At 47.7% G+C, this 14,240-nt stretch carries 16 protein-coding genes; 3 read left to right on the top strand and 13 right to left on the bottom strand.

Annotation, left to right across the window (positions count from 1 at the left end):
• Nucleotides 1–54: 54 nt before the first annotated feature.
• From LQ567_RS01695 to LQ567_RS01680, 4 genes are all read right to left on the bottom strand, one after another.
• Nucleotides 55–1,491 carry an NAD(P)(+) transhydrogenase (Re/Si-specific) subunit beta gene (locus LQ567_RS01695; RefSeq protein ID WP_231002362.1) on the bottom strand — a complete coding sequence of 479 codons (1,437 nt, stop codon included), beginning with the start codon at nt 1,489–1,491 and terminating at the stop codon, nt 55–57.
• 46 nt (nt 1,492–1,537) lie between these two features.
• A complete protein-coding gene (locus LQ567_RS01690) occupies nt 1,538–1,897 on the bottom strand; it encodes a four helix bundle protein (RefSeq protein WP_231002361.1) in 360 nt (119 codons plus the stop codon).
• Between the two features lie 56 nt (nt 1,898–1,953).
• Complete coding sequence (locus LQ567_RS01685; RefSeq protein ID WP_231002360.1) at nt 1,954–2,268, bottom strand: NAD(P) transhydrogenase subunit alpha; 315 nt, start codon at nt 2,266–2,268, stop codon at nt 1,954–1,956.
• Between the two features lie 81 nt (nt 2,269–2,349).
• Nucleotides 2,350–3,507, bottom strand: a complete 1,158-nt coding sequence (locus tag LQ567_RS01680; RefSeq protein ID WP_231002359.1) for an NAD(P) transhydrogenase subunit alpha — start codon at nt 3,505–3,507, stop codon at nt 2,350–2,352.
• Nucleotides 3,508–3,776: 269 nt separating this feature from the next.
• On the opposite strand from LQ567_RS01680, the gene tpx reads away from it, so the two are divergent.
• Nucleotides 3,777–4,274 (top strand): thiol peroxidase, encoded by a 498-nt coding sequence (tpx, locus tag LQ567_RS01675; RefSeq protein ID WP_231002358.1) that lies wholly within the window; start codon nt 3,777–3,779, stop codon nt 4,272–4,274.
• Between the two features lie 70 nt (nt 4,275–4,344).
• Complete coding sequence (locus LQ567_RS01670) at nt 4,345–4,941, top strand: TMEM175 family protein (protein WP_231002357.1); 597 nt, start codon at nt 4,345–4,347, stop codon at nt 4,939–4,941.
• Here the strand turns inward: LQ567_RS01670 and LQ567_RS01665 are convergent.
• The 7 genes from LQ567_RS01665 to LQ567_RS01635 form a co-directional block, all read right to left on the bottom strand.
• On the bottom strand, nt 4,938–5,738 hold the full coding sequence (locus LQ567_RS01665) for an O-methyltransferase (protein WP_231002356.1): 801 nt from the start codon (nt 5,736–5,738) through the stop codon (nt 4,938–4,940). The two genes, LQ567_RS01670 and LQ567_RS01665, sit on opposite strands and share 4 nt — an antisense overlap.
• A gap of 121 nt (nt 5,739–5,859) precedes the next feature.
• Nucleotides 5,860–6,351 carry a dihydrofolate reductase gene (locus tag LQ567_RS01660; protein WP_231002355.1) on the bottom strand — a complete coding sequence of 164 codons (492 nt, stop codon included), beginning with the start codon at nt 6,349–6,351 and terminating at the stop codon, nt 5,860–5,862.
• A 43-nt stretch (nt 6,352–6,394) separates the two neighbouring features.
• Nucleotides 6,395–6,769 (bottom strand): four helix bundle protein, encoded by a 375-nt coding sequence (locus tag LQ567_RS01655; RefSeq protein WP_231002354.1) that lies wholly within the window; start codon nt 6,767–6,769, stop codon nt 6,395–6,397.
• A gap of 48 nt (nt 6,770–6,817) precedes the next feature.
• Complete coding sequence (locus LQ567_RS01650; RefSeq protein ID WP_231002353.1) at nt 6,818–7,642, bottom strand: thymidylate synthase; 825 nt, start codon at nt 7,640–7,642, stop codon at nt 6,818–6,820.
• A gap of 198 nt (nt 7,643–7,840) precedes the next feature.
• Nucleotides 7,841–8,926: a tetratricopeptide repeat protein gene (locus LQ567_RS01645; RefSeq protein WP_231002352.1), complete on the bottom strand. Its 1,086-nt coding sequence runs from the start codon at nt 8,924–8,926 to the stop codon at nt 7,841–7,843.
• A gap of 198 nt (nt 8,927–9,124) precedes the next feature.
• Nucleotides 9,125–9,775: an NAD(P)-dependent oxidoreductase gene (locus LQ567_RS01640; protein WP_231002351.1), complete on the bottom strand. Its 651-nt coding sequence runs from the start codon at nt 9,773–9,775 to the stop codon at nt 9,125–9,127.
• A 58-nt stretch (nt 9,776–9,833) separates the two neighbouring features.
• Entirely contained in the window at nt 9,834–10,238 is a 405-nt protein-coding gene (locus LQ567_RS01635) for an Rrf2 family transcriptional regulator (RefSeq protein WP_231002350.1), read from the bottom strand.
• A gap of 138 nt (nt 10,239–10,376) precedes the next feature.
• Between LQ567_RS01635 and LQ567_RS01630 the strand changes: the two genes are divergently transcribed.
• Nucleotides 10,377–10,814 carry a DUF6526 family protein gene (locus tag LQ567_RS01630; protein WP_231002349.1) on the top strand — a complete coding sequence of 146 codons (438 nt, stop codon included), beginning with the start codon at nt 10,377–10,379 and terminating at the stop codon, nt 10,812–10,814.
• Between the two features lie 201 nt (nt 10,815–11,015).
• Here LQ567_RS01630 and LQ567_RS01625 read toward each other — a convergent pair whose 3' ends face one another.
• Both LQ567_RS01625 and LQ567_RS01620 read right to left on the bottom strand, forming a co-directional pair.
• Complete coding sequence (locus LQ567_RS01625; RefSeq protein ID WP_231002348.1) at nt 11,016–12,695, bottom strand: GMC oxidoreductase; 1,680 nt, start codon at nt 12,693–12,695, stop codon at nt 11,016–11,018.
• Between the two features lie 217 nt (nt 12,696–12,912).
• On the bottom strand, nt 12,913–14,148 hold the full coding sequence (locus tag LQ567_RS01620) for a proline dehydrogenase family protein (RefSeq protein ID WP_231002347.1): 1,236 nt from the start codon (nt 14,146–14,148) through the stop codon (nt 12,913–12,915).
• Between the last annotated feature and the right edge of the window lie 92 nt (nt 14,149–14,240).

Raw genomic sequence — 14,240 nt, 5'->3', positions numbered from 1 at the left:
GCTGTTCCGGGAGGAAACGCAACAGTGTATTTCAATTTTTATCCGCAGACGGGCTCAGCTGTTTTTCAGCTCGGTTACCAGGTCCTGCAATACTTTTTTAGCATCACCAAACAACATGGAGGTTTTAGCACCGGAAAACAAAGCGTTATCAATTCCCGCGTAACCGGGTTTCATGCTCCGTTTGTTGACAATTACCGTTTTGGCCTGCTCCACTTCCAGCACGGGCATTCCATAAATGGGGGAAGCAGGATCTGTTTTGGCCGCTGGGTTTACCACATCATTGGCGCCCAGCACCAGCACCACGTCCGTTTGAGGAAACAATTCATTGGCCTGCTCCATTTCCAGCAGTTTTTCATAAGGTACATCCGCTTCGGCCAGCAATACATTCATATGACCCGGCATACGTCCGGCAACGGGATGGATGGCATACAGTACTTCCACTCCCCGCTGTTCCAGCAACCTTTCCAGTTCATGACAGACATGCTGGGCCTGGGCTACGGCCAACCCATAGCCGGGAACGATCAGCACCCGGTTGGCATATCCCATTACAACCGCTGTATCGGAGATACTGATTTCCTTAATAGCCCCCTGCTCCTGTTCCCCGCTTTTAGCGACTGTATTTCCGCCACCGAAAGAACCGATCAGCACATTGGCCAGCGAGCGGTTCATAGCCCGGCACATTAAAACCGTAAGCAGGGTTCCGGCGGCGCCTACGAGTATTCCGCCGGTAAGCATTACTTTATTATCATATAAAAAGCCGCCACAGGCTGCCGCCACCCCCGTAAACGAGTTGAGCAGCGAAATTACTACCGGCATATCAGCCCCTCCAATAGGCAGCACAAACAGGACCCCGTACAGCAACGCCAGTCCAAGAATAAGGTAAAACAACGTTCCCATCAGCGAAAGATCAAAACAGAACAGGAGGTAAACAGCGCCCGCCACAATAGCCAGCAACACCAGCAGGTTCAGAAGATGCTGCCCCTTGAAAGAGCGGTCTTTGATCTTACCGTTTAATTTTCCCCAGGCAATCATGCTTCCGGAAAAAGAAACCGATCCGATGATCAGCCCCAGCAGGATGATGATCAGCAAACCCACTGGAATCAACATCCCGGATGCGGTGGTCCCTTCCATGACAATAATCGCATGGCGCCGGAAATGATCAAACTCCACAATAGCGATCAATGCCGCACAAAGTCCGCCCATGCCGTTAAACATACTCACCATTTCGGGCATGGCCGTCATCTTTACCCGCTTTGCCGCCAGGGTGCCGATGAGTCCGCCAATACATATACCGCCAAAGATCCAGCCATAATTTCCCAATCGCTGCCCGGCATCATCCCTGTATAAAAAAATCGTTCCCAGTACAGCCACACTCATACCCGCAGCAGCCACCAGGTTTCCCTTCCGGGCGCTTGCCGGCCCCGATAACATTTTCAATCCGATGATGAATGTTATGGATGCGAGCAGGTAACAGAGTGTTAGTATGTTCATGAGTTTGTTAAATTCTAAGCACTAAATTCTAATTCATAAGATCTGATTAGCCTCCAAGTTTTCGTAAAATAGCTGCGAAAATTTTCATTAGCTCCTCGCTTTCCTGAACCAAGGCCTGCCGTTCATCTTCCAACTCGATCCGATCATAAACCAAAAGGTGTTTCATCCAAAGTTTTGTTTCCTTAGACTCCTTTTTACAGATCTTTATTTTATGTTTTAGGTCTTTATCTCCCAGATTATCGTTGGCCTCAATATAGTTTGCAGCCACAGAGCCGGCTGATCGAAGCACCTGGGAAATATACACCCGGTTAAATACATCGACCCGGAGTTCCAAACAAAAATCCCGAACCCGCAATGAAAACCGTTCAGTCCTTGCTTCTAAATCATATATCCTTTCCTCCGGCATAAACGATTACTATTTTAGGATGCAGAACCTAGTATTTAGTATTTAAGATTTAGAATTTAATGCTTAGGCTTTCGCCGTTTGAACATTTCCAGCATCCGGTCCGTTACCACAAAGCCTCCAACCACATTCAGGGTGCCTACGATCACCGCCAGGAACCCGAGTATCAGGGCCAGGTAATTGTCTGGTTCGGCACGCCCCATAACGATAATGGCACCGATAATGACCACCCCATGTATGGCATTGGCCCCGCTCATCAGCGGCGTATGTAATACACTGGGCACACGCCCTATGACCTCTATCCCCACAAAGATCATGAGTACCACAATATAGATGATCTGCTGATTTTCGGTGATCCAGTTAAAGAAGCCCATAAGATTTTGTTTGAAATTCTAAATATAAAATTCTAAATCTTAAATACTAAATTCTAAAACCCCAATACGAGCACCCCAATACTAAGCTGGTTCTGTTCCGGGAACGGGGTCCTGCTGCTTAATTTTTTCGTTAACGATTTTTCCTTCATAAACCACGCAGCTGCCCTTCACCAATTCATCTTCAGGATTCATGATCCAGGCACCATCTTTATCAATTAACAACTGCAGGAAGTTCAGGATATTCCGGCCATATAGTTTACTGGCATCGGCGGGCATGGTTGCCGCCAGGTTTGAATGCCCCACAATGGAAACACCATTATATAGCACGGTTTCGTTATTTTTTGTAAGTGGAGTATTTCCTCCGGAGGCCGCCGCCAGATCGATGATCACCGATCCTTTTCGCATAGCGTTTAACATGTCTACATTGATCAACACCGGCGCCTTTTTCCCGGGGATCTGTGCCGTGGTAATAATCACATCCGACTTGGCAACGCTGTCTGCGATCCGCTGTTGTTGTTGTTGAAGATATACAGCAGACTGCTCTACCGCATACCCTCCTGCCTTGCTGGCATCAGCAGCACCTTCCACCTCAACAAACTTCGCCCCCAGACTCATCACCTCTTCCTTTACCGACGGCCGGGTATCAAACACTTCAACCACTGCGCCCAGCCTGCGTGCCGTAGCTACCGCCTGTAAGCCAGCCACACCGGCACCAAGAACGAGCACCCTGGCAGGCGCTATGCTTCCGGCGGCCGTCATAAACATCGGAAAGTAACGGGGATACATGCCCGCAGCCAGCAATACCGACTTATAACCCGCGATATTCGCCTGTGAGCTGAGCACATCCATCGCCTGCGCACGGGTAGTTCGGGGCAGCAGATCGAGGGAAAACAGCGTATCGCCCCTTTGTGCCCAGGCACGGATCAATGCCGGATTGGATAAGGGTTGATAAACACCGATAAAAACCGGGGAGCGCTTTTCTGCTAAAGGGCGGGATGAGGCCGGGAGCTGTTCAACAGGATGTATGGCCAGCAGAATATCTGAAACAGCCAGCACCTCCGAGCGGGGTTTTATCTGTGCTCCGGCATTTTCATAGTCTGCATCGGTACAAAAAGCGCCGGCACCGGCACCCGTTTCCACATAAACAGTAAGATTCTTTTTTGCCAGCTGCACCACGGCTTCCGCCAGCAAAGACACTCTTGTTTCAAAAGAAGGTTCACGCAAAACTCCAATGATCATAACAAGGGTTATAACAGGTAAGTTAACTATTTTAATTGTAATAACCGAAGGCCGTTGATTGTTTTTTAATTATTTTATATGCGGTGAAAAATCTGCATGCGCATGAAACAACAATTTCGCCCGTTTGGCTGTTAAAAGGCGGTACAGTTATTGAAGCAAGGTAACAGGATGGGATGGCCGTTTTTATTTTTCCGGCTGATGCTTTCACAAATAAATTTATTTTCTTTGTACCCTTGCGTTTATTCGATCTAAATAATAAATTTTATATTATGGCTGAAATTACATTGAAAGGAAACCCCGTAACCACCGTAGGCAGTTTGCCCGAGAAAGGAAGTAAACTGAAAGATTTTACGCTCGTAAATTCCGGGCTGGCGGAAAAGAAACTGTCGGACTATGCCGGCAAAAAAGTGGTGCTGAATATCTTCCCAAGTGTGGATACCGGTGTTTGTGCCGCTTCAGTAAGAAAATTCAACGAAAAAGCGGCGGCGCTGGATAATACCGTTGTATTAAACGTTTCCAGGGATCTGCCCTTTGCCCTCAATCGCTTCTGTGCTGCGGAAGGCATCAGCAATGTGGAAACCCTTTCCGACTTCAGAGGCAATTTTGGCGATGCTTATGGCGTTACATTTGCCGATTCGCCAATGAAAGGCCTGCTGAGCCGCGCTGTAGTAGTGGCCAATGCAGATGGCGAGATCGTATATACCGAGCAAGTTCCGGAAATCACCACAGAACCCGACTATGATTCAGCGCTGACCGCCTTACAATAACCGGTTTTGCAAAAAATTCCCAGGTGTATAAATTCTCTTTATATTTATACACCTTTTTTATTGTGTGTATATGACCAAATCAAGACTTGAAGCATTCAGCGATGGCGTACTGGCCATCATCATTACCATTATGGTGCTGGAATTAAAAATGCCCGAAGGAGAAAGCGAACAAGACCTTAAGGCGCTCATTCCATTGATTCCTACGTTTCTCAGTTATATACTCAGCTTTATCTACGTGGGCATTTACTGGAACAATCATCACCACATGTTTCACCTGGTAGATAAAATAAACGGAGCCGTGTTATGGAAGAACCTGAACCTTTTGTTCTGGTTATCCCTCGTTCCGTTTACCACGGCCTGGATGGATAAACATTACGACAAACCGATTCCCGTTGCCCTGTATGGATTTGTATTATTAATGGCGGGTATTGCATATGTGATCCTGCAAAAAGAGCTGATTAAAATCGGAGGGCCGGATTGTAAACTGGCAAAGGCAGTTGGTACGGATGCGAAGGGAAACGCATCCTGGATCCTGTACCTGGCAGGTATCAGCGGCAGTTTTATTTCGCCCTGGATCGGCATTGGAATTTATGCGCTTGTTGCCATCATCTGGTTCATTCCCGACAAACGTATCGAGCGATTTTATAGCACCGATCAGGAAATTTAAAACCGCACAGCAAACGCCTGTTTTTCTTTAAATTCTTTCCTGAAACTTAAAATACCAATATAGAACAGGTCAATATCGCAGGTTACAGCATCCTGTACCACGATATTATCCCAGGCCGCTTCCATTTCCGCGCTCCAATGGATATCGTCAAATACCAGCAGGGTTTCATTATGGATATAAGGCAATAGCTGCTGGAAATAACGTTCTGTTGGTTCCTTCCGGTGATTGCCGTCAATGAATACAAAATCAACTTTTTCCAGCGCATTCAAAACGGCCGGCAGCGTATCATCGAAGTTTCCCTCTACCAGCTCGATATTGTTCAACCCCAGCGAAGTAAAGTTTTCTCTTGCTTTTTGTGCCACCGATGGCGCCCCTTCCAGGGTTACCACCCGGGCTTCCGGGTTGGCTGCTGCCAGGTATGATGTTGTGATCCCTAAGGAGGTGCCCAGCTCCAGGATGCGCAGGGCTCCGTAATGACGGATCATGCGATACATCAATTGCCCGTACTTGGCCGGTTTGGCGGCATTTTTTGCAATGGATGCCACCTTACGGGTACTGGCGCTGCTTTTAGCAGATCCCGCACCCAGATCCTGCACGGTAAGCACCGAAGGGTCGTTTTGCAGTTGTTTGCGAAGGGCTTCCACCCGCTCATAATCCGGATACCGGGTAAAATCATTCATCACTTTCGTGATAAACTCAAACACAAAAGGAGAATGCATTCCATGCCCCTTACTATTGGAAGCGTGGATGTAATATTTAAAGTATTTGGATGCGGCAATTAAAGGAGAATAAACCATTAAAATGTAAAATATAGAATTTTAACTGCAAAATGTAAAACTGCTTCCAAATAAGCCGGAGCACTCCCGAACCGGTGCTGCTAAATTTTACATTGAATATCGATCATTCGACAGGCTACATTTAATTGCGTTCCCAAAGCTCAAATGTATAATCAAACAAATGCTTCTCGTCCGCCTTGTATTCCTGCTTACTTTTCAACGCCCAGACATTTTGATCAAATACCGGGAAAAAAGCATCCCCTTCAAGCGCCGTGTCTACCCGGGTAAGGTAAATACGGTTCGCTTTGGGCAGATACAGCTTGTAGATCTCTCCCCCTCCGATCACCATCAGTTCTTTTACGTCCATTTCCTTTACCAGCAGTTCCACGTCCTGCATGCTGCGGGCTACAATGGCATTATCGATTTTCAGGTTCTTATTCGTGCTGAGCACGATATTCTTCCGGCCGGACAGGGGCTGTTTAAAAGATTCAAAGGTCTTACGCCCCATCACTACCGGCATACCCCAGGTTACATTCTTAAAATGCTTCATATCATTGGGCAGGGACCAAAGAAGTTTGTTGTCTTTACCAATGACGTTATTATTGGATGCAGCGGCTACTAAAGAAATCAGCATAAAATTAGAAATAAGAAATGCTAAATTAGAAATAAAAAAGTAATTACGGGCGCAGGTTATTCATCTTTATGGTTTCTGTGCTTTTTAAAACGATCGCCATTAACCGGGTTGCTTCATCAAATGCACGCCCTATCTTTTTATGTACAATAACCGGCTTTCGCCGGATCATTTTAAGATTAACCCTGGATGCTCTTATTTCTTTGAGTACCAGCTTTATTTTGTGAATAAAACCGGCCCTCGATTCAGCCGACTGCGCTTTTCTGTAAATCAAGGCACTGGCGGTGCCGCTCTTTGATAGTTGGCATTCCAAATTTTGTCCGGCCTTTGCAGATGGTACCAATTCGCATACATCCAGGCATCTACAGGCAAAATCAACCAACCGATCTTCAAGATCGAATTTTTGTGTGGTATTTTTCATGGTTTATTATTTTCAAATTGATTGTTTCATATTCCTCATTTTAAATTCTTAAACCGCCACCACGCCTTTAATACCGGGATGAGCCTGGTAATTGACCAGCTCAAAATCGTCAAATGAAAAACTAAAAATATCTTTTACCCCGGGGTTTATTTTCATTTGTGGTAACGGGTACGGCGTGCGGGATAGCTGCAGCTTTACCTGTTCCAGATGATTGGTGTAAATATGTACATCCCCAAAACTGTGTATGAACTCGCCTGGTTCCAGGTCGCATACCTGCGCAATCATCAGGGTAAGCAGGGCGTACGATGCAATATTGAAGGGAACTCCCAAAAAAACATCCGCAGAGCGCTGATACAACTGGCAACTGAGGCGTGGTTTCCCCGGTTTCCCGTCGGCCGTTTTCGGCGCCGCTACATAAAACTGGAACAGGGTATGGCAGGGCATCAACGCCATTTCCGAAAGCTCACCTACATTCCAGGCGCTAACGATCAGCCGCCGGCTATCGGGGTTTGTCTTGATCTGACGGATCAGATCCGTGATCTGGTCCACTACTTTACCGTCTTTCCCCTCCCAGCTCCGCCATTGCTTTCCGTACACAGGCCCCAGGTCACCATTCGCATCGGCCCATTCATCCCAGATACGAACCCCATGTTCCTTCAGATAGGCAATATTCGTTTCCCCTTTCAGAAACCAAAGCAATTCGTGGATAATGCTTTTCAGGTGCAGTTTTTTGGTGGTTACTATCGGAAAGCCCTGCTGAAGATCAAAACGCATCTGATAACCAAAGGTGGAGATGGTGCCGGTACCAGTACGATCAGTCTTCTCAACGCCTTCATCCAGAATATGTTGTAATAAATCTAAGTATTGCTGCATGGCTGCAAGATAATCATTATAACGCCATCCCGGAAATCTGCGGTGGTGCCTGTGTGAAACCTGTGTATAGATGGTTTTTAGCTATCGGCGGTCAGCAGTCAGTGCGCCGTATTGACTATGGGCTGGCCATGAGATCTGATCCTAAACCTGGACCTTAAATCTGAACCGCCCATCTTTCAACTCCTCAAAGCAGCATACTCAACGCTTCACGGTCTCCGCTACCGGCCACTGGTAAGCCTGTGCCCATGTCCTGAGCGCTTCCATTTGCCCGCGGTGATCCTGAATCCACACCTCATTCATCACATTTCCCGAGGGTAAGAAAACCAAATGCGCAAAACTTTCGGTAAGTCCTTTTTTATGCATGCCCGTAAAAAAGGGCAGGTAAAAACTTCCATAAAAACCATCATGTCCCTCCTGTTCTGTTAAGCTGTTGAAAGCCTGCTTTAACAGGTAAGCAAACCGGTCGGCCGGAAGCATTTCTTTTACCGCTGCATTAGCGGATGCAGCTGCAGCACCCAATTCCAGCAACAATTCCATGGATCCGAAATCATCATCTGCAGTGGCTTTCTTTTTCCCGGCTCCCGCTAAAACCTCAGGGGCTATATCCACCGCATATTTCCCGGAATCCAGGGTTCTTATGTTGCCTTCCACAATGGAACGCAGCAGGGTCAGCGCTTCTTCTGCGCGCTTGCTTTTATTGTCATACAACAGGTATGTGAGCAAGGGCATCATCGCCGCAACCTTATTTTTCCGGTAGTGCATGATCCGCCCCAGCATAAAGTGTGAAGCGGGGTGACGCGGGTTCTTTAATAACGACAGCTTTAGTTCGGCAATTCCCTTCTCCATTTCATTCATCCGGAAATAGGTAACCGCCTTATTATAGTTGAGCATATAATATCCGGGCACCTTTTTTATTCCTTCGTCATATATTTTCAACGCCTGCTGATGATCGCCACTCTCATCCAGGGCAGAGCCCCAGGTACTGTAGGCATTACCGGTCATACCCGGCTCCGCGTTTTTATTTTCCGCAATGGCCCGGCTTAACACCATCGCCTCCTTATAGTTTTTGGATGCCATCAGCGAATAGGACTTCTCGTATTGGGCTACAAGATTAACGGGATCTATACGCAGTACCGTATCGTATTTTCTGATAGCCGCCGCATATTGTCGCTGATCATGTAAGCTGATACCTTCCGTAATAAGCGTTTTTACCCGTACAGAATCCTGCGCGTGCAGCCATATTCCGCTGCCCAGCATTCCCACCAATAATAAGCATTGTTTCATCGCCGGCATTTCTTTCAAAGTTACAAATCCCGGAGGAAGAATAAAGAGCCTATCATTTTTTGGCGGCTGCGGTGAATTTTTCTGCAACAGAAATCTGACTGGTTTCCTTTGTAAAAGGACAAACTAAAAATCCGGCCACCTGCCTGCACAGACATGGTGATCCGGATGTGTTACACTGTCGTTTTAAGTAGTTCCGGGTTAATAGCCCGCGGTAAACCGTTTGCGGATATGGGCGGGTTGCGCTGCTTCATCAAGAATGGCAACAGCCAGATCCTCCACAGACAAGGAACTTCTCCCCTCTGCATCAAAAACCGGGCTGTCGGTGCCCAACCGGTAGCGGCCGGTACGGCCGGTGTTTATGCCCGGGTTCATTTCAATGGCCGGACTAAAAAAGGACCAATCCAGCTGTTCAGTGGTCTTGAGGTGCGTCAGATAATCTCTTGCCCCCATGGCTCCTGCTTTATAGGCAGTGGGAAAATCCGGACCATCCACCAGCTGCCGGCCATCGATTTCCAGACTGCCGGCTCCGCCTATTATGATCAGCCGTTTCACACCCGATTTTTCAACGGCCGCTTCAATATGACGTGCCCCGGCAAGATAGTCGTTATACAGGTTGGGGTTGGTCCACCCGGCATTAAAGGCACTAATTACTACATCATTTCCCTTTATCGCGTCTGCTAACGCCGCTTCATTTGTTACATCCACGTCAATTGCCTTTACCCCGTTACCGGCTTCGGCAATCGCCGATGTATTCCGCGCCAATGCGGTAACCGTGTACCCTCTCCGAACAGCTTCCTTTAAAATAGCGCTACCTACAAAACCGGTAGCCCCGATAATTACCATTTTCATGCGTTGTTTTTTTATTGTTATATGTATTATTTTTTATTACAGTTATAGCTAAAAAAAATTACACTTTATCCAGCAGGTCCTGGATGCTAATGGCATGCAGCCGTTTGAGTAAGGCCTGCTCCGCTTCCACATTCAAATTATCCATAATAGTGCCGATACGCCGGCCTACGGCGCAATGCTGATTGGGCATGTTTTTGGAATGCGTAAATAAGCCCTCCCGGTAAATGATCTTATACAGATCGGAAAGACGGATCTTTGAGGGCCGAACGGCCAGCCGGCTCCCACCGTTCTTACCCTCCTGCGTTGCCACAAAGCCTGCGTCTCGCAACACGCTGATCTCCTTGCGTACCAGCACCGGGTTGATATTGATGCTGCCCGCGATATAGGAAGATGCTACATCGCCTTCTTCCCTGGCCAGGAGAGTGAGTATGTGAATTGCCGTTGCAAAACGTCCGTTGATCATTCTGTAATTATTTTTATTACAGAACAAAGATAGGAAGAAGTCGGTTAGAAAATCAAATCCGGTATGTTAAAATTTTTACCAGCCCGTATTTTAAGGGTTCCGCATTATTTCCGTTACCTTAACGGCAAATTATCAATTATGTCCAAGCAACAGTTCAGCAATCATGTACGTTACTATACCCCGCATCACTTTGTATTTTACCCGATCATACTGATACTGGAAGCAGGTGCGGTTTACCAGGCTTTCGCCGATCCCGCTCTCAGGATGGTATGGATCTTTATTGCCTTACTGATCTTACTAACCGGATGGTTGTCATTTATGTTGCGCCAGCATTATGCTTTAACCCTGCAGAACCGGATCGTAATTCTGGAAATGCGGCACCGGTACCTGGTGCTGACCGGCAAAACCTTTGAGCCGCTGGAACAGCAATTGTCATTTTCCCAAATAGCCGCGCTCCGGTTTGCGGCGGATGAAGAGCTGCCGGCATTAATTGAAAAAACATTGAAAGAACGCTTATCCCCTCAAGCCATCAAGCAACAGATCCGGAACTGGAAAGCAGATAACAGGCGGGTGTAGTGATGGCTGCCACAGGGTTTGGTTCTTTGTTGTTTGATTGCACGCAAAGAATATGCAGGGATGCCACGATTGAAGCACTGGCTACAAAGAACCAGGAAGGCGCATGAAGGGTTGGTATTACTTCACGTTTCTTTGTGTGCTTTGCTCTTTGCGGTTCCAATTTTGTGCAATGACGCAGCGCAACAGGAATGCCACGGGTTCTTAAAGATGCTGTTTCTTTAATTCCTCAATGGCATGATCCACTGCCCGCGCGGTAAAGGCCATATAGGTGAGTGAAGGATTCACACAACCCGCCGACGTCATAAACGATCCGTCGGTTACAAATACATTGGGTGCATCCCATACCTGGTTCCATTTATTCAGCACGGATGTCTTGGGATCATGGCCCATGCGGGCGGTACCCATTTCATGAATTCCCTGCCCCATGATACCGTCATTATCGAAACCATATACATCCTTTACACCGGCTTTTTCCAGCATTTCCTTGCCATCGCTAACAATTTCTTTCCGCATCTTTTTTTCGTTCTCTTTTAATTCCGAATCCACTGCCAGCACATTCAACCCCCATTTATCTTTCCGGTTCTTATCCAGTGTAACCACATTTTCGTGATAGGGCAACACCTCCCCAAAACCCCCGATCCATACGTTCCAGCTTCCGGGCTCCGTAAGCGCTTCTTTTAATGCAGCGCCCACTGCTATTTCTTCAGCAGCCCTGGTCCCCCGGCCCCTGCCGGCACCACCCTGGTAACCAAATCCCCGGATATAGTCCCGCTTCTCCCCGTTCAGGTTGCGGTACCGGGGAATATACACGCCATTGGGCCGGCGGCCATACGTATACATATCTTCAAACCCCTCTACCCGGCCACCCGCGCCGGAGCCCAGGTGATGGTCCATCAGGTTATGTCCCAATTCGCCGCTGCTGCTGCCCAATCCGCCCGGCCACACGTCCGTGGCGGAGTTTAGCAATATCCAGCTGCTGTTAAGTGTGGAAGCATTAAGGAAAACGATCTTCGCCTTGTATTCATAGGTTTTATTGGTTTCGGCGTCCAGCACCTCCACTCCTGTTGCACGCTTTTTATCCTTGTCGTACAGGATCCGGGACACGATACTCCAGGGGCGCAGGGTAAGATTTCCGGTTTTCATGGCGGCGGGCAATGTAGACGACTGCGTGCTGAAATAGCCGCCGTAAGGGCATCCCAGGTGACATTTATTGCGATACTGGCACTTGTTCCGTCCGGGCAACGCCTCTGTAAGATGCGCACACCGGCCGATGATCATACGGCGCTGGTCGTTATAGGCCTGCTTAATACGGGCGGCAATATCCTTCTCAACAATATTCATTTCCATTGGCGGTAAAAACTGCCCGTCCGGCAGTTGCGGAAGATTTTCCATACTGCCGCTCACTCCTATAAAACGTTCCACATGATCATACCAGGGTGCAATTTCATGATAGCGTACCGGCCAGTCGATGGCGATCCCGTCTTTGGCATTGGCTTCATAATCGATATCGCTCCAGCGATAAGTTTGCTTACCCCAAAGTAACGAGCGCCCGCCTACCTGGTACCCGCGAAACCAGTTGAACTGCTTGATTTCGGTATAGGGTGTTTCAGCATCGTTGGCCCACCAGTCGAGGTTGATCTCGCTGGGACCGAATCCCCGAATGCGGTTGGGATACTGTTTTTTTTGTGCCCATGTCATATCACCACGATGTTCAAATTCCCAGGGAGCCTTCCCTGCATTTACATAATCGGTTATATGCTTCACCTCTTTGCCACGTTCCAGTAACAACACTTTTAACCCTTTTTCACACAGCTCTTTGGCGGCCCAGCCGCCGCTGATGCCGGAACCGATCACAATTGCATCATAATGTGTTTCTGCCATAAAAATAAATTTGCTTTAAGAATCTGTAAAACGCCGGGCAACGTTTTTGCACAAACCAACTGACGGTACCCAGGGAATAAATATACTATTTTTTACAATAATGTAATCGATTACATATTTTTATTCAAAAAAACCGTCCACGTATACGCATGAACGGAATATTTGATTTACACCCCAGAAAATACGGTTTTATAGAAAAATCGCTTCCAGCGGCCTGCTAGCCCTTTCTTCTCCGCTGCAGCTCTGCCTGGATCAGTCCCAGCTCACGCCCTGTTTGCCCTTTCACAGATGTGTTCTCCTGTGCACGCCGCATCAGGTACGGAACCACATCTTCGATGGGACCGAACGGCAGGTATTTACTAACACTGCACCCGGCGGCCGCCAGGTTAAAGGTGATATTATCACTCATCCCATACAACTGGCTAAAATGTACATGCGGATGATTGAACGGAACCTGGTATTGCTGTAGCCAGGCCACTGCATCCAGATTGCTTTTTTCATTGTGGGTAGCAATAACCAGCGCAATCCGGTCCAGGTGTTCAAGACTGAACTGTACGCCTGCATTGTAATCCCGGTCTGAACTGGCCTTGTCCGGCTGTATGGGCGAGGGATAGCCCTTTTCTGCTGCCCGTGCCCGTTCCTTTTCCATATAGGCACCGCGTACCAGTTTTACGGCCAGCAGGAAATTACGCTCCACCGCAGCTTCATAACAATCTTTCAGAAATTGCAGCCGGTCATGCCGGTATAATTGCACGGTATTATAAATAACCGGTGTGATCTTATTAAAAGAATCCATCATTAAGATGGTTAATGCATCTACCGGATCCTGTATCCAGGTTTCTTCGGCATCAATCAACACGCCTATTTTTTTCTCCGCTGCCCGTTCACAGATCCGTAGCAGCCTGGTGCGCACCCGGTGCCACTCTTCTTTTTCAGCGGTATCCAGCTGCTCGATCACCTGCAGGTAGCGTTTGATCAGGGTTCCGCTGGCCGTGGTCATCAACCCGTCGATCTTCTCCAGCAGCGAAAATCGCGAAAAGCCGGTCACCTTTACGCTCATAAACGGAATGTTGGATTGCGTTGCCGCATAATCAATCACCCGTATAAACTCGTCCGCTGCGTGATCATATTCCTTTTCAGAATCTTCACCCCCTTCCACCCCATAATCCAGGATCACCTGTACCTGATACTGTCCTAAACGGGCCGCAACCTTTGCGGTTTCTTCCAGTGTTTCACCACCCACGAACTGCCTAAAGATCGTGCTTCTTACCAATCCCTTTATAGGTAGCTTGTTTTTGATCGCCCAGGGCGTGATGCGGGTACCCAGTTTTACCAATGCCGGTTGCCCCATCATCGAAAACAGCAGTCTTGCTCCTTTTAACTCGCTATCCGATTTGTATTTAAATGCGAACTCCGTATTATCGAATGAAACCGGTAATTTTTCTTCTTGCATATAACCTTTACAATATCCGGCAAAGGTACGGTTGGCACCTGTTCTATGTGCAAAAAAAATGACCAGGTGCAACCGTTTGAACAGCGGTTTTC

This window comes from Niabella pedocola (genome assembly GCF_021044425.1).
GTDB lineage: Bacteria > Bacteroidota > Bacteroidia > Chitinophagales > Chitinophagaceae > Niabella > Niabella pedocola.
The sequence above is the reverse complement of the archived record's forward strand: the minus strand, read 5'-3'. Positions and strand labels throughout refer to the sequence as shown.

Bases quoted from the DNA above. Each gene is read 5' to 3' on its own strand.
- LQ567_RS01695 (WP_231002362.1), bottom strand. From the start codon at position 1,491: ATGAACATACTAACACTCTGTTACCTGCTCGCATCCATAACATTCATC.
- LQ567_RS01690 (WP_231002361.1), bottom strand. From the start codon at position 1,897: ATGCCGGAGGAAAGGATATATGATTTAGAAGCAAGGACTGAACGGTTT.
- LQ567_RS01685 (WP_231002360.1), bottom strand. From the start codon at position 2,268: ATGGGCTTCTTTAACTGGATCACCGAAAATCAGCAGATCATCTATATT.
- LQ567_RS01680 (WP_231002359.1), bottom strand. From the start codon at position 3,507: ATGATCATTGGAGTTTTGCGTGAACCTTCTTTTGAAACAAGAGTGTCT.
- tpx (WP_231002358.1), top strand. From the start codon at position 3,777: ATGGCTGAAATTACATTGAAAGGAAACCCCGTAACCACCGTAGGCAGT.
- LQ567_RS01670 (WP_231002357.1), top strand. From the start codon at position 4,345: ATGACCAAATCAAGACTTGAAGCATTCAGCGATGGCGTACTGGCCATC.
- LQ567_RS01665 (WP_231002356.1), bottom strand. From the start codon at position 5,738: ATGGTTTATTCTCCTTTAATTGCCGCATCCAAATACTTTAAATATTAC.
- LQ567_RS01660 (WP_231002355.1), bottom strand. From the start codon at position 6,351: ATGCTGATTTCTTTAGTAGCCGCTGCATCCAATAATAACGTCATTGGT.
- LQ567_RS01655 (WP_231002354.1), bottom strand. From the start codon at position 6,769: ATGAAAAATACCACACAAAAATTCGATCTTGAAGATCGGTTGGTTGAT.
- LQ567_RS01650 (WP_231002353.1), bottom strand. From the start codon at position 7,642: ATGCAGCAATACTTAGATTTATTACAACATATTCTGGATGAAGGCGTT.
- LQ567_RS01645 (WP_231002352.1), bottom strand. From the start codon at position 8,926: ATGAAACAATGCTTATTATTGGTGGGAATGCTGGGCAGCGGAATATGG.
- LQ567_RS01640 (WP_231002351.1), bottom strand. From the start codon at position 9,775: ATGAAAATGGTAATTATCGGGGCTACCGGTTTTGTAGGTAGCGCTATT.
- LQ567_RS01635 (WP_231002350.1), bottom strand. From the start codon at position 10,238: ATGATCAACGGACGTTTTGCAACGGCAATTCACATACTCACTCTCCTG.
- LQ567_RS01630 (WP_231002349.1), top strand. From the start codon at position 10,377: ATGTCCAAGCAACAGTTCAGCAATCATGTACGTTACTATACCCCGCAT.
- LQ567_RS01625 (WP_231002348.1), bottom strand. From the start codon at position 12,695: ATGGCAGAAACACATTATGATGCAATTGTGATCGGTTCCGGCATCAGC.
- LQ567_RS01620 (WP_231002347.1), bottom strand. From the start codon at position 14,148: ATGCAAGAAGAAAAATTACCGGTTTCATTCGATAATACGGAGTTCGCA.